General features: G+C 67.5%; 19 protein-coding genes. 14 read left to right on the forward strand and 5 right to left on the reverse strand.

Going from position 1 to position 22976, the window contains the following annotated elements; genetic code table 11:
• Positions 1-880 (reverse strand): PHB depolymerase family esterase (locus KF903_RS14150; RefSeq protein WP_291216175.1); only part of this gene is annotated, 880 nt, incomplete at its 3' end.
• 175 nt (positions 881-1055) lie between these two features.
• On the opposite strand from KF903_RS14150, the gene KF903_RS14155 reads away from it, so the two are divergent.
• Positions 1056-2390 carry an outer membrane protein transport protein gene (locus KF903_RS14155; RefSeq protein WP_291216178.1) on the forward strand — a complete coding sequence of 445 codons (1335 nt, stop codon included), beginning with the start codon at positions 1056-1058 and terminating at the stop codon, positions 2388-2390.
• A 225-nt stretch (positions 2391-2615) separates the two neighbouring features.
• Here KF903_RS14155 and KF903_RS14160 read toward each other — a convergent pair whose 3' ends face one another.
• Positions 2616-3743, reverse strand: coding sequence for a hypothetical protein (locus tag KF903_RS14160; protein WP_291216180.1), 1128 nt, complete (start codon positions 3741-3743; stop codon positions 2616-2618).
• Between the two features lie 215 nt (positions 3744-3958).
• Positions 3959-7108 carry a bifunctional proline dehydrogenase/L-glutamate gamma-semialdehyde dehydrogenase PutA gene (putA, locus tag KF903_RS14165; RefSeq protein WP_291216182.1) on the reverse strand — a complete coding sequence of 1050 codons (3150 nt, stop codon included), beginning with the start codon at positions 7106-7108 and terminating at the stop codon, positions 3959-3961.
• 260 nt (positions 7109-7368) lie between these two features.
• On the opposite strand from putA, the gene coxB reads away from it, so the two are divergent.
• From coxB to KF903_RS14190, 5 genes are read left to right on the forward strand one after another with little or no spacing between them, the layout of a single operon-like run.
• Positions 7369-8265 (forward strand): cytochrome c oxidase subunit II, encoded by an 897-nt coding sequence (coxB, locus tag KF903_RS14170; RefSeq protein WP_291216184.1) that lies wholly within the window; start codon positions 7369-7371, stop codon positions 8263-8265.
• 26 nt (positions 8266-8291) lie between these two features.
• Entirely contained in the window at positions 8292-9920 is a 1629-nt protein-coding gene (gene ctaD, locus KF903_RS14175) for a cytochrome c oxidase subunit I (protein WP_291216186.1), read from the forward strand.
• Positions 9907-10029, forward strand: coding sequence for a hypothetical protein (locus tag KF903_RS14180; RefSeq protein WP_291216188.1), 123 nt, complete (start codon positions 9907-9909; stop codon positions 10027-10029). Before ctaD ends, KF903_RS14180 begins: the two co-directional genes overlap by 14 nt.
• Positions 10026-10604 carry a cytochrome c oxidase assembly protein gene (locus KF903_RS14185; protein ID WP_291216191.1) on the forward strand — a complete coding sequence of 193 codons (579 nt, stop codon included), beginning with the start codon at positions 10026-10028 and terminating at the stop codon, positions 10602-10604. Before KF903_RS14180 ends, KF903_RS14185 begins: the two co-directional genes overlap by 4 nt.
• A gap of 24 nt (positions 10605-10628) precedes the next feature.
• Positions 10629-11495, forward strand: a complete 867-nt coding sequence (locus tag KF903_RS14190; protein ID WP_291216194.1) for a cytochrome c oxidase subunit 3 — start codon at positions 10629-10631, stop codon at positions 11493-11495.
• Positions 11496-11561: 66 nt separating this feature from the next.
• Here the strand turns inward: KF903_RS14190 and KF903_RS14195 are convergent, their stop codons facing one another.
• Positions 11562-11771: a twin transmembrane helix small protein gene (locus KF903_RS14195; protein WP_291216197.1), complete on the reverse strand. Its 210-nt coding sequence runs from the start codon at positions 11769-11771 to the stop codon at positions 11562-11564.
• A 59-nt stretch (positions 11772-11830) separates the two neighbouring features.
• On the opposite strand from KF903_RS14195, the gene KF903_RS14200 reads away from it, so the two are divergent.
• The 6 genes from KF903_RS14200 to KF903_RS14225 all read left to right on the forward strand — a co-directional run bounded on the left by KF903_RS14200 (position 11831) and on the right by KF903_RS14225 (position 17063).
• On the forward strand, positions 11831-12568 hold the full coding sequence (locus tag KF903_RS14200) for an SURF1 family protein (protein ID WP_291216199.1): 738 nt from the start codon (positions 11831-11833) through the stop codon (positions 12566-12568).
• A complete protein-coding gene (locus KF903_RS14205; protein ID WP_291216201.1) occupies positions 12565-13113 on the forward strand; it encodes a hypothetical protein in 549 nt (182 codons plus the stop codon). The genes KF903_RS14200 and KF903_RS14205 overlap by 4 nt, the downstream gene beginning before the upstream one ends.
• 6 nt (positions 13114-13119) lie before the next feature.
• Positions 13120-14262, forward strand: a complete 1143-nt coding sequence (locus KF903_RS14210) for a COX15/CtaA family protein (protein ID WP_291216203.1) — start codon at positions 13120-13122, stop codon at positions 14260-14262.
• A 16-nt stretch (positions 14263-14278) separates the two neighbouring features.
• Positions 14279-15193, forward strand: a complete 915-nt coding sequence (locus tag KF903_RS14215; protein WP_291216205.1) for a heme o synthase — start codon at positions 14279-14281, stop codon at positions 15191-15193.
• Positions 15194-15285: 92 nt separating this feature from the next.
• Positions 15286-15771: a glutathione peroxidase gene (locus KF903_RS14220; protein WP_291216207.1), complete on the forward strand. Its 486-nt coding sequence runs from the start codon at positions 15286-15288 to the stop codon at positions 15769-15771.
• Positions 15768-17063 (forward strand): MFS transporter, encoded by a 1296-nt coding sequence (locus tag KF903_RS14225; protein WP_291216210.1) that lies wholly within the window; start codon positions 15768-15770, stop codon positions 17061-17063. The genes KF903_RS14220 and KF903_RS14225 overlap by 4 nt, the downstream gene beginning before the upstream one ends.
• Positions 17064-17105: 42 nt before the next feature.
• On the opposite strand, the gene KF903_RS14230 is transcribed toward KF903_RS14225, so the two are convergent.
• Positions 17106-17345, reverse strand: coding sequence for a heavy-metal-associated domain-containing protein (locus KF903_RS14230; RefSeq protein ID WP_291216212.1), 240 nt, complete (start codon positions 17343-17345; stop codon positions 17106-17108).
• A 189-nt stretch (positions 17346-17534) separates the two neighbouring features.
• Between KF903_RS14230 and KF903_RS14235 the strand changes: the two genes are divergently transcribed.
• Together KF903_RS14235 and KF903_RS14240 are read left to right on the forward strand one after the other, a co-directional pair.
• Entirely contained in the window at positions 17535-19118 is a 1584-nt protein-coding gene (locus tag KF903_RS14235; protein ID WP_291216214.1) for an NAD(P)/FAD-dependent oxidoreductase, read from the forward strand.
• Between the two features lie 593 nt (positions 19119-19711).
• The coding region (locus KF903_RS14240; protein ID WP_291216216.1) for a hypothetical protein at positions 19712-22976 on the forward strand (3265 nt) is incomplete at its 3' end.

Here is a 22976-nt window from a genome sequence, read left to right on the forward strand (position 1 = left end):
GCGCGAACGGGCACAGGTGGTTCCAGATCTCGCCGAGCTGGGCCGGCGTGTAGATGTGGCCGCCGCTGAAGACCGTGTAGTAGAGGTTGCGGTTGCGCACCCAGCCGTTGTTCTGGAAGCGCGTCACATCGCCGGCTGCGGTATAGGGCGGGCTGTACAGTGGATCGCTCGAGCCCAGATGGATGTCGACGGGAATCTTCGGCTGCACGCCGGCCAGCAGCGCGTTGCAGGTCGGCGGACTTGAGCCGTTGTCGGTGCAGGCGTACCGTTCGAGCGAGCCGGCGCTGACGCCGTAGGCCGCGAAGTAGTCGGCATTGTCGAGCGCCAGGCCGTGGCCATAGTGCGCGCCGGCCGAAAATCCCCACAGGTAGATGCGGCTCTGCTCCACGTTGTAGTGCGCGAGCGCGTCATCGAGCACGGCCGAAATCTCGGCCAGGTCGCCGCTGGCACCCCAGCCGCCTTGCGTCGAGTTGCCGACCGGCGCGACCACGATGAAGCCGGCGGCGTCCGCTTGCGCACTCCAGCTGTTGCGCGTCTGCTGCGCGGCAGTGGCCGTCTGCGCGTTGGCACGGCGCAGAGCCAGCAGCAGCGGCCACGACTGGGTCGGCGCATAGCTGGCAGGCAGATACAGGTAGTAGCTGCGCGTACCCAGGCCGGTCACGCTGATCGTGCGTGTCACCGCGCCCGGCCAAACACCGCCGCTGCCGTGCGACGGCTGCGCCGGGATCGCCGGCGCGGTTTCGAAGCCGCTGGCGAACAGCGGGTCCGATTGCGGGCAGGCGCTGGCCGGCAGCACGACGGTCTGCGCGGCAACGGCGGTGGCCGGCACTGCCGCAGCGAGGATCGCGCCGACGATAATCGATGGGAACTGACGCGGCATCAGGCTATCCCTGGTCGTCCGGTAACGGGAGCGGGCGACATTCGGCCCTGCGCCACCCTCCACCATACGCCACCGTTTGCGGCAGCGCACGATGGCCAGCTTGGTGAAGATGACGTTAATATCCCAGCTCATTCGTGGCAATCCACGCAAGAACTTTCTCCAAAGGAGCAGCGGTATGCAACACAGCCATCGTCGCAACCAGGTCGCCCTGGGGCTTGCCGCCCTGCCATTCGCGTTGGCGATGGCCTTGGGCACGGGCAAGGTGCAGGCCGCCGGGTTCCAGCTGCAGGAAAACGACGTGCAGGGCATGGGCCGCGCCTATGCGGGTTCAGTGGCGCCCGGCGACTGCGCCGTGGTGGTCAACAATCCGGCGGCGATGAGCGAGTTCCACACCTCGTGCCTGCAGTTCGACCTGACCGCAATCAATTTCAGCACCGAGTTCCACGGCAGTGGCACCGATCTGCTCGGGCGTCCGTTGACCGGGAACAACGGCGGCGACGGCGGCACCACGCTGCCGGTGCCGGGCACCCACTTCATCATGCCGATCAATGACCAGTTCGCGATCGGCGCGGCAATGAGCGTGCCGTACGGCTTCCAGACCGAGTACAACGACCGCTGGATGGGGCGTTATCTGGCGCAGACCACCAAGCTGCAGTCGCCCGCGCTGACGTTCTCGGCCTCGTGGAAGGTGTCCGACGAGTTCTCGCTCGGTGCGAGCCTGATTGCGCAGCGCACCGCGGCCACGCTGGGCTCGGCGATCAACCTCGGCACGATCCTCGCGCAGCCGACCAATGGCGCCTGGCTGCCGCAGGAGGCCGATGGCCGCGGAACGCTCAAGGGCAACGACTGGGGCTGGGGCTTCGATCTGGGCCTGTTGTGGAAGCCGACCGACAGCGACCGCATCGGCGTCAATTTCCACTCGCAGATCGACCACACGATTTCGGGGCGTGCCAAGTTCGAGGTCCCGTCGAACCTGCTGCCCTACTTCAATGGTGCCTTCGTCGATACCGATGGCAAGGCGGACTTCAACACTCCGGCCTACGCGCGCGCGAGCTGGTGGCACACCGCCAACGACCGCCTGAGCTTTGGCGTGGATATCGGCTTCACGCGCTGGTCGAGCTTCAAGCAGCTGTATGTCAACTACGCCAATCCGGCGCAGGCGCCTTACAACCGCGCCACGATCTTCGGCTTCCAGGACACCTGGTACGCCTCGGTCGGTGCCGATTACCGCCTCAACGACGAATGGACCCTGCGCGCGGGCATCGCCTACGACCAGACGCCGACCGTCGATGCGCATCGCGACCCGCGCGTGCCCGACGGCTCGCGCAAGTGGATCGCATTCGGTGCCGGCTACCGCTACAGCGACACCCTCAAGTTCGATTTCGGCTACGTGCACCTGTTCGTCGACGACGGCAAGATCAACGACACGACGGCGACCTTCGACACGCTGGTTGGCCATTTCGAGAGCTACGGCAATCTGCTCGGCGTGTCGGGCCAGTACACGTTCTGAGCAGCGGTCGGTACTGGGCGCGCAGCGCGCCCGATACCGCAGCGGGCGCGCAGCGCCGCTGTCGACGATGGTTGGGGAGGGAGGTGGCGGGCACCCGCTTGACGGGTGCCCGCCGCGTTTTGGGTGGCGCCGGCCCGTTGCCGAGCGCCACGCCGGGCGTGGCGGCGAGGGCGGCGCTGTCCGCCGCCGCGTCGCGCGACGCGCATGCCGTCTGCCGCGTGGCGATCAGGGCTCGAAGCCGTTGACGAAGATCCGGTCCCAGGTCTGGTTCTCGTAGGGGCCAGGATCGGTCGCGCCGAAGCGCACACGCAAATTTCCATCGAGATCGGCGCCGCCCAGCGGATAGTAGGGCAGTGGCGCCAGCCCCTGATTGATGAGCGGCGACGCATCGCGCAGGCGGAAGTTGCCATTGGCGGGATCGACGAACATCGGATCGCCCGCGAACGCATGGGTGGTGGCCAGTGCCAGGTTGCCGCTGAGGGTGGGGATGAGGCTGTAGTCGGCGGCGGCGCTGCCGTTGCCGGCGCCGATCACGGCCATGCCTTCGATGTTGAGGTCGGAGATCGCGTTGTCGTGGAACAGGCTGTTGAGCACGGCCAGGTTCACGCCCGCAGGCAGTCCCGCCCCGACGCCGCAGCCGCGCCCGCTGTTGCCGGGGCAATGCCCGCGTGCGAACGTGCTGTTGGCGATGATGATGGCTGGCGACACGTTGCCCGGTGTTGTCACCACGGTGATCGCCGCGTGGCCGAATGCAGTCGCGCTCGCGTCGTTGTGGTCGAACAGGCTGTTGGCGATGCGCACGAAGCCGTTTTTCGCATACAGGTCCGCGCCGCCGCCGAAATAGCCATCGTTGTGAGTGGCGATGACATGGTCGAGCCACAGTTCGGTGAATCCGTCGGAGTACGAGTTCATCTGCACGCCGCCGCCGCGCTCGAACGTCGTCGAGTTGCCGTAGCCGTTGGCGAGCGTCAGGTTCATCACGCCCAGGCGCGTCGACTGTGTCGTGCCAGCCGGTGGCATCAGGAGTATCTTCAGCACCCGTTGCTGGCCGGCTCCGTCGAGGATCGTGCGCGAGGCGTCCATGCGCATCTGCGCGCAGTCGTTGCCGTCGATCGTGTACCAGCCGCCCGTGAGCCACAGCCAGCCCGTGGTCTGCGCGGTGTAGGTGAAGGTGCCGGAGAAGGTCGTGTAGATGCCTTCGCGGATCCTGATTTCATCGTCGCCGGGCGAGGCCGCGGCCGCGGTCAGCGCCTGCTGCAACTCGGTGTGGTTGCGCACGCACCAGGTTGCGGCGTGGCTCAAGGGGGCCGCCAGCAGCAGGGCCAGCAAGGGAGTCAGGTTCGATTTGCGCATCGTCGTATCCGCGTTGTGGTACCGATCCAGTACGCGATCGGGCGGCCACAACCTCAACGACGTGATGCGGGCCTGCCCGCGCCGTCAGCCGGGATCGATCCAGGCCTGCCAGCGCAACGACGATCCGCCTGCGCGGCCCGCCCGCGCGGTCAGTCGCATGAACGGGCCAGGCCGCCGGGGCATCGGCGGAACCGCGCCACCGTCATGCGGGCCGGTCAGTCACCCAGGGTCAGCAGCGAGGCATTGCCACCGGCGGCGGTGGTGTTGATCGTCAGCGTGCGTTCGGTGGCGAAGCGCAGCAGGTAGTGCGGGCCACCGGCCTTGGGACCGGTGCCCGACAGGTTCTCGCCGCCGAACGGCTGCACGCCGACGACCGCGCCGATCTGGTTGCGGTTGACGTAGCAGTTGCCGACGCGTGCGCGCCGCGCGATGTGCTGGATCGTGTCGTCGACGCGGCTGTGGATGCCGAGCGTGAGGCCGAACCCGGTGGCGTTGATCGCATCGATGACCTGGTCGAGCTCGCTCGCCTTCCAGCGCACCACGTGCAGGGCCGGACCGAACACCTCGCGCGTGAGCACCGCGATCGAGGGGATCTCGTAGGCGCGCGGCGCGAAGAAGGTGCCGTGCGCGGCTTCGGGCGGCAGCTTGGCCTCGTTGATGAGCCTGGCGACGCCTTCCATCTTCGCCGCGTGGTCGTCGAGGCTCGCGCACGAGGGCGGGTCGATGACCGGGCCGACGTCGGTCGACAGCTTGGCCGGGTCGCCGACCACGAGCTCGTCCATCGCGCCCTTGAGCATCGCGATGACCTTGTCGGCGATGTCTTCCTGCACGAACAGCACGCGCGCGGCCGAGCAACGCTGGCCGGCCGAGTCGAAGGCCGAGGTGACGACATCCTTGACCAGTTGCTCGGGCAGCGCCGAGGAATCGGCGATCAGTGCATTCTGGCCGCCGGTCTCGGCGATCAGCGCCGCGATCGGCGCATTGCGCGCGGCGAGCGTGCGGTTGATCGTCCACGCGGTCTCGGTGGAGCCGGTGAAGCACACGCCGGCGACTTCCGGGCGCGTCAGCAGGGTGTTGCCGATCATCGAGCCCTTGGCCGGCACGAACTGCAACACGGCCTCGGGCACGCCGGCTTCGTGCAGCAGCCTGACCGCGGCGCAACCGACCAGCGTGGTCTGGTCGGCCGGCTTGGCGATGACCGCGTTGCCGGCGGCAAGGCCGGCCGCCACCTGGCCCATGAAGATCGCGAGCGGGAAGTTCCACGGACTGATGCACACGAACACGCCGCGGCCGCGCAGGAACAACTGGTTGGATTCGCCGGTCGGACCCGGCAGGTTTTCGGGTTGGCCGAACAGCTTGCGCGCCATCGCGGCGTAATAGCGGCACATGTCGGCCGCCTCGCGCACCTCGGAAATCGCCGCCGGGATCGTCTTGCCGGCCTCGCGCACGCACAGCGCGATGAACTCGCCGCGACGCGCCTCGAGCAGGTCGGCCGCATGTTCGAGGATGGCGGCCCGGCTCGCCGCCGGCAACGTATCCCAGGCTTCCTGCGCGCCGACCGCATTGGCCAGCGCCTTTTCGATCGTGGCCGCATCGGCATTGCGCGATTGGCCGACCACTTCGCGGCGATCGGCCGGATTGGTCACCTCGCGCGGCGTTTCGCCCGATTGCGCGCCCGGCACCAGTGGCGAGGCCGTCCATGGACCGCGATGGGCATTGACCGCCTCGGCGAGGGCCTTGAGTTCGTTGTCGTTGGCAAGATTGACGCCCATGGAATTCTTCCGTAGCTGACCGTAGAGGCCGACCGGCAGCGGGATGCGCGGGTGCGGCTTGGAGGTGCAGGCGCGCACCGTCTCGCAAGGATCGGCGACGAGATCCTCGACCGGCACCGCCTCATCGACGATGCGGTTGACGAACGAGGTGTTGGCGCCGTTTTCGAGCAGGCGTCGCACCAGATACGGCAGCAGATCCTCGTGGCTGCCGACCGGTGCGTAGACGCGGCAGGGTACGTTGAGCTTGTCGGCGCCGATGACTTCGCCGTACAGGTCGGTGCCCATGCCGTGCAGGCGCTGGTATTCGAACGGCCGCCCCTGCGCGAAGTGGTGGATCGCGGCGATCGTGTGCGCGTTGTGGGTGGCGAACTGCGGGTAGATGTACTCGCCGCCGACCGCGAACATGCGCCTGGCGCAGGCCAGATAGGACACGTCGGTGTTGGGCTTGCGCGTATACACCGGATAGCCGACCAGACCCTGCTCCTGCGCGCGCTTGATCTCGGCGTCCCAGTACGCACCCTTGACCAGCCGCACGCACCAGCGACGACCGGCGCTGCGCGCGGTCTGCGCCAGCCAGTCGATCACGTAGGGGCAGCGCTTCTGGTAGGCCTGCACGGCCAGGCCAAACCCGTTCCAGCCGGCCAACGACTCGTGGGCGAACACGGCGCCGATGATTTCCAGCGACAGTTCGAGCCGGTCGGCCTCCTCGGCGTCGACGGTCATGCCGATGCCGCTGCGCATGGCCAGCTGCGCCAGCTCGAGCAGCTTGGGCGTCAGCTCGGCATGTACCCGAGCGCGCTTGGCGACCTCGTAGCGCGGGTGCAGTGCCGACAACTTGACCGAGATCGACGGCGCGTCGATCACGCTCTTGAACGGGCCGCGCGCGCCGAGCGCGATGATCGCGTCCTTGTACGCGCGGTGGTAACGCTCGGCGTCGGGTTGGGTCAGTGCCGCTTCGCCGAGCATGTCGTAGGAATAGCGGTAGTCGCTGTAGCCCTTCTGTGCGCTGCGATCGAGCGCCTCGCCGATATTGCGGCCCATCACGAACTGGTGGCCCATGATGCGCATCGCCTGGCGCACGGCGAGGCGGATCATCGGTTCGCCGGCGCGCCCGATCAGGCGCTTGAAGCCGCCGGCGAAGTCGCGGCGGGTGTCCTCGGCGAGATTGACCAGGCGCCCGGTCAGCATGAGGCCCCAGGTCGATGCGTTGACCAGCACCGATTCGCTGCCACCGAGATGTTTCTTCCAGTCGGCCTCGCCGAGCTTGTCGCGGATCAGCTTGTCGGCGGTGGTCTTGTCGGGGATGCGCAGCAGCGCCTCGGCTACGCACATGAGCAGCACGCCTTCCTCGCTGGACAGGTCGTACTGGCGCATGAACGATTCGACCACGCTCTGCTCGCCGGCGCGCAGGCGTACGCGCGCGACGAGCTCGGCCGCACGCGCCAGCACCAGCGAGCGTTCGGTCGGCGGCAGGCTGGCCTGGTCGAGCAGTTCCTCGACGGCCTCGGCTTCATCGCGCGACCAGGCTGCGGTGATGCGGGCCCAGGTGGGGTCGGCCGCGGCAGGCAATTCGGGTAGCAGCGTCTCGCTCACGCACGTTCTCGGCAGCGCCCTTCGCGGCGGGTCGCCTAGTGTAGTGAGGCGCCCGATGGCGGCCAAGGACATGCCGTGGCGGGCATCGCGTCCGCTGCGCGTCGCCTCGTGCGGCGGTTGCCGCTGCGGCGCGGGCTCGACTATGATGCGTCAAATCGCCGCACTCAGCGTAGCGCACGCAGTCGCGCGGCGCGGCGGGATGGTTTCGGGGAGCCGGCGGTGGATCGCGCCAGCAAGCAGACAATCTTAAGGTGATGTCGATGATTTCATCCGGGGTGATGCGCGTCCGCCGCGCCGTGGCAGGCCTGGCGATGGCGGCGAGCGGGTTGGCGCTGGCCAATCCGCAGCCATGGCAACTGAACATGCCGACCGGCGTGACGTCGATCTCGGAGCGCGTCCATGGCGTGCACATGCTCGCGTTCTGGGTCTGCGTCGCGATCGGCGTGATCGTCTACGGCGCGATGGTCTATGCGCTGTTCAAGTTCCGCAAATCGCGCGGCGCGGTGCCGGCCAAGTGGAGCCACAACACCACGATGGAGCTGATCTGGACCACGATCCCGGTCATCATCCTCGTCGCGATGGCGTGGCCCGCGACCAAACTCGTGGTCGACATGGCCAACGTCGAAAGCTCGGAGATGACGGTCAAGATCACCGGCTACCAGTGGAAATGGCGTTACGAATACGTCGAGTACTTCGGCAAGGCCACTCCGGTCAATTTCGTGTCCACCCTCGATGCCGAGTCCAACCGCGTGCGCCAGACCGGGTCGGGGCTCGATCCGCATTCGGTGCAGGAGGGCGGCGAGAACGTCTACCTGCTCAATGTCGACAAGCCGCTGCTGCTGCCGGTCGGCGTCAAGGTGCGCTTCGTCATCACCGCCGACGACGTGATCCACTCGTGGTGGGTGCCTGATCTGGGCTGGAAGCAGGACGCGATCCCCGGTTTGATCAACGGCAACTGGACCCGCATCGACACGGCCGGCACTTATCGCGGCCAGTGCGCTGAGCTGTGCGGCAAGGACCACGGTTTCATGCCGATCGTGGTCAAGGCCGTGCCCAAGGCCGAATTCGAGCAATGGCTGGCCACTCAGGAGAGCGCCGCTGCCGCCGCCAAGACCGCGCAGGCCGCTCCTGTCGCCACGACCGCCACACAGGGCTGAGGCCCGCAAGATCCGAGGTTACAGCCATGGCCGCAGTCAATCCCGCCATCTCCGACATCCACGCCGACGAGCACGACCACAAGCCGCACGGCTTCCTGCATCGCTGGTTGTTCACCACCAATCACAAGGACATCGGCACCCTTTACCTGGTGTTCTCGCTGACCGCGTTCTTCATTGGCGGCAGCTTCGCGATGCTGATCCGTGCCGAGCTGTTCCAGCCTGGCCTGCAGCTCATGCAGCCGGAGTTCTTCAACCAGCTCACCACCATGCACGGCCTCATCATGATCTTCGGCGCGATCATGCCGGCCTTCGTCGGACTGGCGAACTGGATGATCCCGATGATGATCGGCGCGCCCGACATGGCGCTGCCGCGCATGAACAACTGGTCGTTCTGGATCCTGCCGTTCGCGTTCCTGCTGCTCGTGATGGAAGTGTTCCTGCCCGGCGGTGGCCCGCAGGGCGGTTGGACCATGTACCCGCCCCTGGCGCTGGAAGGCGGTGCCAACGTCGCCTTCATGATCTTCGCGATCCACCTCATGGGCATCAGCTCGATCATGGGCGCGATCAACATCATCGCCACCATCCTCAACATGCGCGCACCGGGCATGGACCTGCTCAAGATGCCGGTGTTCGTGTGGAGCTGGCTCATCACCGCGTTCCTGCTCATCATGGTGATGCCGGTGCTGGCCGGCGCGGTGACGATGCTGCTCACCGACAAGTTCTTCGGCACCAGCTTCTTCCACGCGGCCGGCGGCGGCGACCCGGTGATGTTCCAGCACATCTTCTGGTTCTTCGGCCACCCCGAGGTCTACATCATGATCCTGCCCGCGTTCGGGATCATTTCGGAGATCATCCCGACCTTCTCGCGCAAGCCGCTGTTCGGCTACCAGGCGATGGTCTACTCGCTGGCCTCGATCGCGTTCCTGTCGTGCATCGTGTGGGCGCACCACATGTTCGCCGTCGGCATGCCGCTCGGCGGCGAGCTGTTCTTCATGTACGGCACGATGCTGATCGGCATTCCGACCGGCGTGAAGGTGTTCAACTGGGTGTCGACCATGTGGAAGGGTTCGATCACCTTCGAGACCCCGATGCTGTTCGCAATCGCGTTCGTGGTGCTGTTCACGATCGGCGGCTTCTCGGGCGTCATGTGCGCGATCGTGCCGGCCGACTTCCAGTACCAGGACACCTATTTCGTCGTGGCGCACTTCCACTACGTGCTGGTCACCGGCGCGCTGTTCGGCATCATGGCCGCGGTCTACTACTGGCTGCCCAAGTGGTCGGGCAACATGTATTCGGAGAAGTGGGGCAAGATCCACTTCTGGTCGAGCGTGATCTCGGTCAACGTGCTGTTCTTCCCGCAGCACTTCGTCGGCCTGGCCGGCATGCCGCGGCGCATTCCCGACTACAACGTGGCGTTTGCCGACTTCAACATGATGTCGTCGATCGGCGGCTTCTGGTTCGGCCTGAGCCAGTTCATCTTCCTTGGCGTGATCATCCACTGCGTGTACTACTCCAGGCAGCGCGCCACGGCGCAGGTGTGGGAAGGCGCGCGTGGGCTCGAGTGGACCTTGCCCTCGCCGGCGCCGTACCACAGCTTCTCGACGCCGCCGGTCATCACCGACGACATGCTGGCGCACGGCAATGTCACGCACTGACGACTTCGAGCAGGGGCGTGCGCGGGCGCGCCGCACCGCGCTGATCGCCGGTGCGGTGGCGATCGGCATGTACCTGTTCGCGATCATCGAGATGGTCCTGGTGCAATGAGCGCAGGCGGCAGCCATCGCGGCGTGCTCAAGACGACGGCGATCGTCGTGATCTGCGCCTTTGCGTTCGGGTTTGCGATGGTGCCGGCCTACCGCATCGTCTGCGAGCACGTGCTCGGCATCCGTCTGGCGCAGACCGCGGCCAGCGCCAGCACGCTGGCCGGCATGAGCGAAGACACCAGCCGCACGATCACCGTGCAGTTCGTCGCCAACGTCAACAGCAAGCTGCCGTGGACGTTCGCCACCGAGCAGCCGATCATGCAGGTGCATCCGGGCAAGCTCGTCGACGCCTGGTTCGATGCCACCAACACGAGCAGTCACGACATCGTCGGCAATGCGGTGCCGAGCGTCGCGCCGAGTGCGGCGTCGGCGTTCTTCAACAAGACCGAGTGCTTCTGCTTCACCGAGCAGGTGCTCAAGGCGGGTGAGACGCGGCGCATGCCGGTACGGTTCTTCGTCGACCCGCGCCTGCCGCGCGATGTGCGCGAGCTGACCTTGTCCTACACCTTCTATGCCAACGAGGCCGCCACCCAGCGGCTGTCCAACACCGTTTCGCCGCCGCCCGCGGCGGGTTGACCACCAACCGATCGAGATCCTGTCATGGCGCAAACACAAGGTGCTTACTACGTTCCCCACGGCAGCCATTGGCCGATCGTCGGTTCCTTCGGCCTGATCGGCACCGTGGTGGGTGCCGGCATGTGGCTCAACGAGGCCGATGCCGGCAAGGGCATCATGCTGGTGGGCCTGGGCCTGCTCGTGATCATGATGGCCGGCTGGTTCGGTTCGGTGGTCCGCGAATCGCTGGCGGGTCTGTACAACAAGCAGGTCGACGTGTCGTTCCGCATGGGGATGATGTGGTTCATCTTCTCCGAAGTCATGTTCTTCGCCGCGTTCTTCGGCGCCCTGTTCTACGCGCGCACGTTCTCGGTGCCGTGGCTCGGCGGCGAAGGCCATGGCGCGCTGACCAACCTGTATCTGTGGCCGCAGTATTCGGCGGCATGGCCGACCAATGGCCCGCAGGACATCGGCGGTGCATTCTCGACGATGTCGCCGTGGGGCATCCCGCTGCTCAACACCCTGCTGCTGCTGTCTTCGGGCGTGACGATCACGATCGCCCATCATGCGCTGCGTGCGGGTCACCGTGGCCGCCTGCTCGTGTTCCTCGCGCTGACCGTGCTGCTGGGCGTGGTGTTCCTCGGTTTCCAGGCCCACGAATACGCCGAGGCCTACGAGCACCTCAACCTGACCCTCGGCAGTGGCATCTACGGCAGCACGTTCTTCATGCTGACCGGCTTCCACGGTCTGCACGTGACGCTCGGCGCGATCATCCTCGCGGTGATGTGGTTCCGCTGCGCCAAGGGGCACTTCACGCGCGACAACCATTTCGCGTTCGAAGCCGCCGCCTGGTACTGGCACTTCGTCGACGTGGTGTGGGTGTGCCTGTTCGTGTTCGTCTACATCCTGTAGCGCGCCAGCCGTGACGCGATCGCCGGTGCCGCACCGGCCCCGGCCTCGGCCCGCGCCGCGCGGGCCTCAGCCGCCGACGCCGTGCGGCTGGATCAGTCCGGTCTTGATGCCGATGATGATCAGCACGATCAGCACGACCGACAGCACGATGCGCCGGGTCAGCGCCTTGAGCGTGCGGTCGGTGGTGCCCTTGTCGCTCATCATGTAATACAGGCCCGCGCCGAGGTTGTAGAGGATGGCGAGCAGGAACGCGACGATGAGCAGAGTCTTGAGCATGGGCGTGACCACCAGCCGGGCGCAGCGCCCGGCGACCGCTCGATTATAGGCGCAGCGTCATGGCGGGCAGGCGCTGGCAGGTACCGAGTGTGTTCGCGGTCGCTCTCGCACTGGCGGGCTTGGCGATGTTCATGGCGCTCGGCACCTGGCAGGTACGCCGTGGGCAGGAGAAGGAAGCGCTGTTCGCGGCCTTCGATGCCGCCGAGAGCGGGCTGCCGGTGACGCTGGCCCAGGCCCGTGCGCTGGCCAGCCCGACCCGCTATCCGCTCGTCGTGGTGGCGGGCACCTTCGATCCCGATCATGCCTATGTGCTCGACGACCAACTGCACGGCGGCAAGGTCGGCGTGATGGTGTATGGCGTGTTCGCGCCGAGCGCGGGCGGACCGCCGCTGCTCGTCAACCGCGGTTTCCTCGCCCGTGACGCCGCTGGCCACGTGCCGCCGGTCCCGCCACCGCCAAGCGGTGTGCGCAGCCTGCACGCCCTGTATGCGCCGCCACCCGGCATCGCGCTGCGCATGGGCGGCGATGCGCTGGCGCGGCAGTCACACTGGCCCAAGACGACGATCTATCTCGATCTGGCCGAGGTCGCCGCCGACCTCGGCCATGGGCTCGATCCGCGCGTGCTGCTGCAGGTCGGTGCCGATGACGCGGCGGCGCATTTCGTGCGTGAATGGCGCCCTGGCGTGTTCCCGCCCGAGCGCCACTACGCCTACGCCTTCACCTGGTTCGCTTTTGGCGCCGCAGTCGTGGCAATCTTCGTGGTCCTGCATTGGCGCCGCCCGACTTCGGCCACATGACACCGCGCACGCGCAACCGCCTTGGTTTGATCCTGATCCTCCTGCTGTTCACCGCGCCGCTGCTCACGGCCTGGGTGCTCAGCGAACGCGGCTGGCTGCCGGCCGGCAAGCGCAACTACGGCACGCTGCTGCAGCCGCCGCGCGATCTCGCCGCCGCCGGCATCGTCGATGCCGACGGGCAGGCGCTGCCGTGGAAGGACGCCGAGTGGTCCTGGACCGTGTTCGCGCTGACCGGGCCATCCTGCGCCAGTGCCTGTCTTGCGCGCATCGACGAACTGCGCCGCGTGCGCCTGAGCCTCAACCAGAACGCCTCGCGCGTGCGCGTCGTCGTGCTCGGCACGCTGCCTCCCGCAGCGCTGGATGGGCTCGCGCCGGTGCGCGAGGTGCGCGATCCGACGGCCAGCCTGGCCGCGTGGCGGCCAACCGGCGCCGACGAGGTTGCCGTGGTGTTCGCCGATCCGCACGGATTCCTCGTGCTGAGCTATGGCGTCGGTTACGATGCCCGCAAGCTGCGCCACGATCTCGAGCGCGTCATCAAGAGTTGATCGTCCATGCAAGCATCGTCCCTCACCGGTCGGCTCGCCCTCGCCGCGGCGACCCTTGCCTTCCTCGTCATCGTGTTCGGCGCCTTCGTGCGCCTGTCCGATGCCGGCCTGTCGTGCCCGGACTGGCCGACCTGCTACGGCAAGGCGACCTGGCCCGGCCACGAGCAGGAAATCGCCCACGCCAACGAGGCGTTTCCGCAGCGGCCTTACGAGACCCACAAGGCCTGGCGCGAGCAGGTGCACCGCATGCTGGCCGGCTCGCTCGGCACGCTCGTGCTCGCGATCGCGCTGAGCGCCGCCTGGCGTCGCCGCGGCGCCGTCGCGGCGCTGGTCGGCGCGGCGGTGGCCGCAGCGATCGGGGTGGTGTTGTACATGAAGGGCGCCTACGCGGTATCGGTGGCGTTCTCGGCCATCGCCCTGGCGCTGCCATTCCTTGTCGCGGCGCGACTGCCGCGGCCGGCGCCGTACCGCGTTGCGGTGGCCACGTTCGCCGTGATCGTGTTCCAGGCCATGCTCGGCATGTGGACCGTCACCTGGCTGCTCAAACCGATCGTGGTGATGGGCCACCTGCTGGGCGGCCTGCTCACGTTCGCACTGCTCGCCTGGGTCGCGTTGAGCCTGCTCACGCGCTGGCAGGCCAGCCCGCAGCAGCGGGCCCTGCGCACGATGGCGGTCGTCTCGCTCGTGCTGCTGTCGCTGCAGATCGCCCTCGGTGGCTGGACCAGTGCCAACTACGCCGCGCTCGCCTGTGGCGCCGACTATCCCAAGTGCGCCGGCGCATGGTGGCCGCAGACCGATTTCCGTGAAGCCTTCGTGCTGTGGCGCGGCATCGGCGTCAATTACGAGGGCGGCGTGCTCGACGCCGCGGCGCGCGCCGCGATCCAGATCGCGCATCGGCTGGTGGCGCTGGTCGTGTTCGTCTACGTGCTGGCGACCGCATTCGCCAGTTGGCGGCGCGGCCTGCGCGGACTCGGCGCGGCGATCGCGCTGCTGCTGTGCATCCAGCTTGGCCTCGGCATCGCCAACGTCATGCTGCTGCTGCCGCTGCCGGTGGCGACCGCGCACAACGCCGGCGCCGTGCTGCTGCTGCTGAGCCTCATCGTGCTGCTGGTGCGCACGCGCCGCCAGGCGCCGCCGGCGCTGACCTGACCGCAGGGCGAGTCACGTGAATTCCCCATCCCTGCTGCGGCAATACCTCGAGGTCACCAAGCCACGCATCGTCGCGCTGATCGTGTTCACTGCGGTCATCGGCATGCTGCTGGCGGTACCGGGCGTGCCGCCGCTGCAGGAAGCCATCGCCGGTACGTTCGGCATCTGGCTGGCCTCGGCGTCGGCGGCCGCGATCAACCACCTGATCGACCAACGCATCGACAAGCTCATGGCGCGCACCCTGCACCGGCCATTGGCCACAGGTGCGCTCACACCGCGCCAGGTGCTCGTGTTCGCGCTCACGCTCGGCGTCCTGTCGATGCTGATCCTCGTGCTGTTCGACAACCTGCTGACCGCGGTGCTGACCTTCTGCGGCCTCATCGGTTACGCGATCATCTACACCGCGTTCCTCAAGCGCGCCACCTCGCAGAACATCGTGATCGGCGGCGCCGCCGGCGCGATCCCGCCGGTGCTCGGCTGGTCGGCGGTGACCGGCAGCGTGCATGCGCATGCACTGCTGCTGTTCCTCATCGTGTTCATCTGGACGCCGCCGCACTTCTGGGCGCTGGCGATCTTCCGGCGCGACGACTATGCGCGGGCGCAGATCCCGATGCTGCCGGTCACGCATGGCATCGCCTACACGCGCTGGCATGTGCTGTTCTACACCATCCTGCTGGTGGTCATCACGGTGCTGCCTTACCTCGCCGGCATGAGCGGCCTGTTCTACCTCGGCGGCGCGCTCGTGCTCGGCGGTGCCTTCCTGTGGTACGCGGTGCGGCTCATGAATCCGCCTGACGACTACTACGCGATGCGCGTGTTCAACTACTCGATCATCTACCTGATGGCGCTGTTCGCGTTTCTGCTCATCGATCATTACCTGCCGGGATCCGGGGTCGCCAACAGCGCCCTGCAGTTGCAGCGCATCGGCTAGCAACCGGCGTCGGCGTCGGGCGCGGCCATGCGCGGCTGCGCACAGCGACCCGGTCGCCGCGAGTACACTGCGCCATCCAGCGAGGACGCGACATGGCCCAGACTTCGGTATACGACTTCAGCGCGACGACGATCGACGGGGCCGAGCAGCCGCTGTCGGCGTACCGCGGCAAGACCCTGCTCATCGTCAACGTCGCCTCCAAGTGCGGTTTCACGCCGCAGTACACGGGGCTGGAGCAGCTTTACCGCGACTACCGCGCACGCGGCCTCGTCGTGCTCGGCTTTCCCTGCGACCAGTTCGGCCATCAGGAGCCGGGCGATGAGGCCGCGATCAAGGACTTCTGCTCGCTCAACTACGACGTCACCTTCCCGCTGTTCGCCAAGATCGAGGTCAATGGCGCCAACGCCCATCCGCTCTATCGCTTCCTCAAACAACAGGCCAAGGGTCTGCTCGGCAGCGAGGCGATCAAGTGGAACTTCACCAAGTTCCTCGTCGACGGCAAGGGCGCGGTGCTGCGCCGTTATGCCCCGACCGACACCCCGGCGGGCATCGGCAAGGACTTGGAGGCGATGTTGTGAGTGGCAGCGAGCGCGCGCTCGGCCGCAATGACCTGCGCACGCTCGTGCTGGCGGCCCTCGGCGGGGCGCTCGAGTTCTACGACTTCATCATCTTCGTGTTCTTTGCCACGACGATCGGGCAGCTGTTTTTCCCGCCCGACACCCCCGACTGGCTGCGCCAGTTCCAGACTTACGGCCTGTTTGCCGCCGGCTATTTCGCCCGACCGCTCGGCGGCGTGCTGATGGCGCATTTCGGTGATCGCAGCGGCCGCAAGCGCATGTTCATGCTGAGCGTGCTGCTGATGGCCCTGCCCACGCTCGTGATCGGCCTGCTGCCGACCTGGGCCACGCTCGGCCATGCGGCGCCGCTGCTGCTCCTGCTCATGCGCATCCTGCAGGGCGCCGCGGTCGGCGGCGAAGTGCCTGGCGCGTGGACCTTCGTCGCCGAACATGTGCCGGCACGGCGCGTAGGGCTGGCCTGCGGCACGCTCACGGCCGGCCTCACCGCGGGCATCCTGCTCGGTTCGCTCGTTGCCGGTGCAATCAACCGCGAACTCAGTCCGGCGCAGGTGCTCGACTGGGGTTGGCGCATCCCGTTCCTGCTCGGTGGCGTGTTCGGGCTCGGCGCCGTGTTCCTGCGCCGCATGCTGGCCGAGACGCCCGTGTTCGAGGAACTGCGGCGCCGCCGCGCGCTCGTCGAAGGCCTGCCGCTGCGCCGCGTGCTGGCCGGTCATCGCGGCGCGGTGCTGTATTCGATGCTGTTGACCTGGGTGCTCACTGCCGCGATCGTCGTCGTCATCCTGCTCACGCCGAGCCTCATGCAGGGTTTGTTCCGGATTCCCGCCGCCGCCGCCCTCGGCGCCAACAGCCTGGCGACGCTGGCCCTGACCATCGGTTGCGTGGTGTTCGGCATTGCGGCCGATCGCATCGGCGCCGCGCGGGCGCTGGCAATCGGCTGCGCGCTGCTCGCGGTCAGCGTGCTGTGGCTCTACCTCGGCGTGGCGCGCGATGCGACGCACTTGCCGCCGCTCTACGCGCTGGCCGGCTTCTGCGTCGGCGTGGTCGGGGTGATTCCGGTGTTGCTGGTGCAGGCGTTCCCGCCGGCGGTGCGCTACTCGGGCGTTTCGTTCGCCTACAACGTCGCTTACGCGGTGTTCGGCGGCCTCACGCCACAGTTGGTCAGCCTCATGGTGTTGCGCTCGCCGCTGGCGCCGGCGTGGTACGTGGTCGCGCTGTGCCTGCTCGGCCTCATCAGCCTGCCGCTGGCACGCCGCGTGGTGCTGCGCACCGCCGGCGATGGCGCGCTGGCCTGAGGCCAGCCCCCGCGCGCGGTGACCGCGCGCGGGCGGCATCGTTCAGGCGCAACCGCCGCAGCAGGTGCTGCCGGGACCGCTGTGCGGCCCGGCCTCGGTCGCGGCGAAGCCGGCGCCGCGGATCGCGGCCAGCGCCTGTTCGGCGTTGAGCCGGCCTTCCACGCGCACGCGGCGCTGCTCGATCTGCACCTGCACGCTGGCGCCAAGGTCCTGCGCCAGCAGGGCATCGGTGATTTTGGCGGCGCACTGTGCGTCGTGGATCGCGGGAACTTCGAACAACATGGGCAAGACTCCTGGTGTGGGCGGTTGCGTCGGCGCCGCTGCGGGTGGGACGCCGGGGCGCAGCATCGTCGCGGCGTTGCGGCGGCGCTGCCTTGATCCGGGTCAGTGCACGCGGCGCCGCTCGGCGCTGCGGTGCGCTGGCGCGGCGAGGCTGTAACATCGCGCGTTCGCAAGCGGAGGCGATGCCTGATGTACGACGCGATCCTCATCGGCGGCGGCCACAACGGCCTGGTCTGCGCCGCCTACCTGGCCCGCGCCGGCAAGCGCGTGCTCGTGCTGGAGCGGCGCGGGGTCGTTGGCGGCGCCGCGGTCACCGAGGAATTCCATCCGGGCTTCCGCAATTCGGTGGCGGCCTACACGGTGTCGCTGTTGCAACCCAAAGTGATCGAAGACCTGCAGCTTGCGCGGCATGGCCTGCAGATCGTGCTGCGCAAGGCCAGCAACTTCCTGCCGCGACCCGATGGCAGCTACTTGCTCACCGGCGCCGGGCGCACGCAGGACGAGGTTGCCAAGTTTTCGCGCAAGGATGCCGCCGCGCTGCCCGAGTACGAGCGTCGCCTCGACGCGATCGCCGACGTGCTGCGCGCGCTCGCGCTGCAGGCACCGCCCAACGTGACCGAGGGCGGCTGGCTCAAGGCGTTGCCCGAGCTCGTGCGGGCGGGCAAGCTCGGCCGGCGCCTCGGTGCGCTCGAAGCGACCCTGCGCACCGACCTCCTCGACCTGTTCACGATCTCGGCCGCCGAGTACCTCGACCGCTGGTTCGAGAGTGAGCCGATCAAGGCCGTGCTCGGCTTCGATGGCGTGGTCGGCAACTACGCCAGCCCATACACGCCGGGCAGCGCCTACGTGCTGCTGCACCACGTGTTCGGCGAGGTCAACGGCGTCAAGGGGGCGTGGGGCCACGCCATCGGCGGCATGGGTGCGATCACCCAGGCAATGGCGCGCTCGGCCACCGCCGCCGGCGCCGAGATCCGCATCGGTTGCGGCGTGCGCGAGCTCCTTGTCGAGGACGGCCGCGTGACTGGCGTCGTCACTGAGCACAGCGACATCGTGCACGCGCGCGCGATCGTCGCCAACGTCAATCCCAAGCTGCTGTACGAGCGCCTGCTCGCGCCCGACCGCGTGCCCGCGCCCACGCGCGAGCGCATGGCGAACTGGCGCTGCGGTTCGGGCACGTTCCGCATGAACGTCGCACTCGACCGCCTGCCGAGCTTCACGGCGCTGCCGGGTGCCGGCGATCACCTGACCGCGGGCATCATCATGGCGCCAAGCCTGGCCTACATGGACCGCGCCTATCTCGATGCGCGAGCCCATGGCTGGTCGCGCGAGCCGATCGTGGAAATGCTGATTCCGTCCACGCTCGACGACTCGCTCGCGCCAAACGGGCAGCATGTGGCGAGCCTGTTCTGCCAGCACGTCGCGCCGGTGTTGCCCGATGGCGCGAGCTGGGACACGCATCGCGAGCCAGTGGCCGACCTCATGCTCGACACCGTCGAGCGCTACGCGCCCGGCTTCAGGGCCAGCGTGCTCGGTCGCCAGATCAAGTCGCCGCTCGACCTGGAACGCGACTTCGGCCTCATCGGGGGCGACATCTTCCATGGCGCGCTGTCGCTCAACCAGTTGTTCAGCGCCCGCCCGATGCTGGGCCAGGCCAATTACCGCGGCGCGCTGCCGGGCCTGTACCTGTGCGGCGCCGGCACCCACCCCGGCGGCGGCGTGACGGGCGCGCCAGGCCACAACGCCGCGCAGGCGATCCTCGCCGATCTGCGCTGAGCCACGGTCCGCTGGCCGGTTGCGACCACGCTCGCCGCCTGCCCGGTACGCGCAGCGCGGCCATGGCACGCAGCTTGCTTGATGCGCGACAGGCGCGACAACACGTCTGGCCCATGCCTTGCATGGATGCAGGCAACCCGGGTGGTCGCATGGTGGCGTTGCGGCGGGCCGCGCTACGCACCCTCGGGGTGGTCGGCGATTGCGCCATGACCCAGGTCAAGTGACCCTGGGCGTGAGCGTGACGTCGGTCACAATTGTTTGCGTCCGTTGGTCACATTCTGACCGATTGCGTCACGAGGCTTGGGTAAGCTTCCGTTCGAGGGAGCTCCATCCGAACGTGACCGACTGGCCGGCGCCGCATTGCTGCGGCATGGACGCGGGCGCACGTCGTTGGGGTTGCCGCACCATCGTTTTCACTCTGGGGTTTGCACATGTCCTCCATAACGCCAACCGATTCCGCCAACGCGCCGGTGCCTGGGCAGAGGCGCGTCATGCGCGGCCTGCACCGGTATGCCGCCGTACTGCGCAGCCGACTTGGCTGGCCGGGCGCTGCAGCCGCTGTGCCGGCAGCACATGCGACGCCATCCGGCCTGATGCTGCGCTGCGCACGCGCGCTGCCGGCCTTGACCGCCCTGGCGGTCCTGCTGGGTCTGGGCGCGAGTGGCGCGGCGCTGGCCGAAGGGTCGCGCACCCTTCATCCGGCGACGGGCCCAGGGTCCACCGGCAACCGTGGCGTGATGGATCTCAGCAACGGTTTGTATGCTGGCGTCGCGCGCCAGCGCCAGTTCCTGTACGTGTATGCGCAAGCGGGCGAAGTCATCCTGCTCGGCTCGCGCAACCGCAGCAACGGCGGTGATGTCCTCGTCTACAACCCGCAGTCGTTCGGTGCCCGTGGCAACGAGACGATCCCGGCAGCCTCGAACTTCAGCTGCGCCTCGCAGGCAGGACGCGGCACCATCGCCAATCGCGCGCAGGAGTTGGCCGGCCCCAACAGCGCCGATCTCACTGCGACCGTGCCCAACGGCTTCGCTCCCTGCTGGTACGTGGCGCCGAGCACGGGCATCTACGGCGTGCGCTTCACGGCCGCAACCAGCGGCAATCAGACCAATACCGCCGACATTGCCGATCCACGCATATCGACATCGCTGGTGTCGGCCTGGGACGTGACCGTGCGTGCCAACCTGTCCTCGTTGGCCGATCTCAATGGTCGTGTCTTCACCTACGCGTGGGCGATCTATCTCACCGCCAATGGCCGCGTCATCACCAACGACCTGCACTATGTTTCGAGCGACGGCTTTCGCTATCGACAGACGTTCCGGGGGCTCGATCCCAATCGGGCGGTGTTCTACGCCAACCCCAAGGGGTTCATCGACGCTGGTGCGCCGTTGTATCACGACCTGCGCGGTAACAGTGCGGACGTGAATGCAGGACCTTCCTTCACTGCGGGCGTCACGGCCGAGGCCCCGACCTATCCGATGTTCTTCAGCGACGTCGCCCCGGCCGGACCGAATGCCGTCGAGGTCAATCGCGTGCTGAGCGCGCTGGCGATTCCGCTCGTGCCACAGCAGCCGCAGCTCAGCGCTCCCACTTTCGTCGGCAACGCCGGTGGCTACAACACCACCGTGAATTCCGGCGGCGTGTTCACGTTTACCACGCTCAATACGTTGACCTACGAGATCGTGATCCGGCGTGGCAGCGTCGGGCCTGGCGCCGACCCCAATCATCCGCCTGGCTGCGTGGATGACTACGATCCCGCCAACGTGTGCAACCGCGTGCTCACGGGCGTGGCGCTGTCGGGCAACCATGCGATCCTGTGGAATGGCCTTGACAACGCCGGCTTCGCGTTCCCGGTGGGCAATTTCGACTTCCAGATCGTCGGTCGCAACGGGGAAATCCACTTCCCGATGATCGATGTTGAAGGCAACGCCAATGGCGGTCCTTCGCTGGTCAAGCTCAATCCGTTCAATGCGGCCGAGGCCGCCACCGTCTACTACGACGATCGCGGTTACCGTACCGCCGGCGGCACCCTCATCGGTGACCTCAATGGCCATCTGTGCGGCGCCGGCAATGCCGAGGTGCAGCCCACGCCGACACATTCGCTGACCGGCGTCGATGCGACCAACGCGAACCTCGGCGGTTCGGGCCACTACTATCGTTACTGGACCGGCAGCAGCGATCCCAACACCGATTGCGACAACAGCGCCGCGACCTACTTCGGCACGGCCAAGGCCCTCGACCTGTGGGCGCTGGAGCGCTCCCCGATCATTCACGAGCCCGTTGTCATCATCCCGCCCACGGTTGGCGTCGATGTGGGGACGATGGTCAGCGTCACGCCTGCGGTGCTGGCGGGCGATACGGCCTATGGAAGCTTCACGTTCACCAACGCCGGCGATACCACCGCGACCGGTGTGACCTACAGCGTCGCCCTGGGCAACCCCGGCGTGCCTGCCACTTGCCCCACGTCGGTCAACTTCACGCTCGTGCCGGCCGGTGTCACCGCAACCTACAACCCCGCGCCGGCCTGCACGATCACGTTTACCGGCATGCCGACGTCGCTCACGCCTGGACAGTCGCTCAACTTCAACTTCAACTACGTCGTGCTGCCGACCAATCCTGGGCCGATTCCGATCACGACGAACATTGCCGCAGCCAACGAGAACAACAACGTCGCGCCGAACACCGCCACTGCACAAACGGTGGTCGCAAAGCCCGTCATCACGCTGAACAAGAGCGCGGTGCCGGCGCCCGCAACGCTGGTCAACGTCGGCGACACGATCACCTATACGGTCAGCGTGGCCATCGCCAATGCGCCGTTGACGAGCGTGTTCACCCTCAGCGACGCGCTTGGAACCGGCCTCACGTTCGGCTCGGTCAGTGCGCAAAGCCCGCAGTTCAGCTGCAGCGGCAGTCTGACCTGCACATTGCCGATCGGTACCGGCATTGGTACCTACACGGTGACATACACGGCCAGCGTCAATGCGGCGGCATCGGGCACGGTCGCCAACAACGTCACCGGCAGCGGTGGCGGCGGCGACAGTCCGCCCACCTGCACGACGTGCAGTGTCATCCACACCCTCGTCAACCCTGCGCTTGGCGTGGTCAAGGGCGAGACCTCGGCGGGTCCGTACACGGTGGGGCAGACGATCAGCTACTCGATCGTGGCGACCAACACGGGCAACGTGACGCTGCATGGAGTGACGATCAGCGATGCGAGCGCGACGCTCGGCGCGTGCACGCCGGCGCAGCCGGCGACGCTGGCGCCGTCGGCGACGCTGGCGTGCGCGGCGACACACGTGGTGACGCAGGCTGACGTGGATGCGGGCAGCTACGTCAACACCGCGACGGCCGACAGCGACGAGACGCCGCCGGTGTCGGACACGCATACGGTGCCGTTCACGCCAAACCCGGCGCTCACGTTGACCAAATCGGTCACCTCCATGGGGCCGTATGGGCAGGGCAGCACGATCACCTACAGTTTCACGGTTCTCAACAGCGGCAACGTCACCCTCACTGGCGTTGGCGTCAACGACCCGCTGCTCGGTGGTGCGATCGCCTGCTCGCCAACGACGCTGGCGCCAGGCGCCAGCGCCACCTGCGGCCCGGTCAACTACACGGTCAGCGCGGCCGATGTGATCAGCGGTCATGTCGACAACACCGCGACCGCAAGCGGCACACCGCCGAATGGTCCGGCGGTCACCGATTCCGACTCGGTTTCGACGCCGACCATGGCGCCGACCATCACGGTCAACAAGACCTCCAATCCGGCGTCCGGGACGAGCGTCAACGCAGGCCAGACCATCACCTACACGCTCACGGCAGTCGTGTCGGATATGGCACTGGCGACGAACCTCGTGCTGA

The organism is Dokdonella sp. (assembly GCF_019634845.1).
GTDB lineage: Bacteria > Pseudomonadota > Gammaproteobacteria > Xanthomonadales > Rhodanobacteraceae > Dokdonella_A.

What these genes read in the sequence shown, in the direction of transcription:
- KF903_RS14155 (WP_291216178.1), top strand. Translation starts at nt 1,056, where the DNA reads ATGCAACACAGCCATCGTCGCAACCAGGTCGCCCTGGGGCTTGCCGCC.
- KF903_RS14160 (WP_291216180.1), bottom strand. Translation starts at nt 3,743, where the DNA reads ATGCGCAAATCGAACCTGACTCCCTTGCTGGCCCTGCTGCTGGCGGCC.
- coxB (WP_291216184.1), top strand. Translation starts at nt 7,369, where the DNA reads ATGATTTCATCCGGGGTGATGCGCGTCCGCCGCGCCGTGGCAGGCCTG.
- ctaD (WP_291216186.1), top strand. Translation starts at nt 8,292, where the DNA reads ATGGCCGCAGTCAATCCCGCCATCTCCGACATCCACGCCGACGAGCAC.
- KF903_RS14180 (WP_291216188.1), top strand. Translation starts at nt 9,907, where the DNA reads ATGTCACGCACTGACGACTTCGAGCAGGGGCGTGCGCGGGCGCGCCGC.
- KF903_RS14185 (WP_291216191.1), top strand. Translation starts at nt 10,026, where the DNA reads ATGAGCGCAGGCGGCAGCCATCGCGGCGTGCTCAAGACGACGGCGATC.
- KF903_RS14190 (WP_291216194.1), top strand. Translation starts at nt 10,629, where the DNA reads ATGGCGCAAACACAAGGTGCTTACTACGTTCCCCACGGCAGCCATTGG.
- KF903_RS14195 (WP_291216197.1), bottom strand. Translation starts at nt 11,771, where the DNA reads ATGCTCAAGACTCTGCTCATCGTCGCGTTCCTGCTCGCCATCCTCTAC.
- KF903_RS14200 (WP_291216199.1), top strand. Translation starts at nt 11,831, where the DNA reads ATGGCGGGCAGGCGCTGGCAGGTACCGAGTGTGTTCGCGGTCGCTCTC.
- KF903_RS14205 (WP_291216201.1), top strand. Translation starts at nt 12,565, where the DNA reads ATGACACCGCGCACGCGCAACCGCCTTGGTTTGATCCTGATCCTCCTG.
- KF903_RS14210 (WP_291216203.1), top strand. Translation starts at nt 13,120, where the DNA reads ATGCAAGCATCGTCCCTCACCGGTCGGCTCGCCCTCGCCGCGGCGACC.
- KF903_RS14220 (WP_291216207.1), top strand. Translation starts at nt 15,286, where the DNA reads ATGGCCCAGACTTCGGTATACGACTTCAGCGCGACGACGATCGACGGG.
- KF903_RS14230 (WP_291216212.1), bottom strand. Translation starts at nt 17,345, where the DNA reads ATGTTGTTCGAAGTTCCCGCGATCCACGACGCACAGTGCGCCGCCAAA.
- KF903_RS14235 (WP_291216214.1), top strand. Translation starts at nt 17,535, where the DNA reads ATGTACGACGCGATCCTCATCGGCGGCGGCCACAACGGCCTGGTCTGC.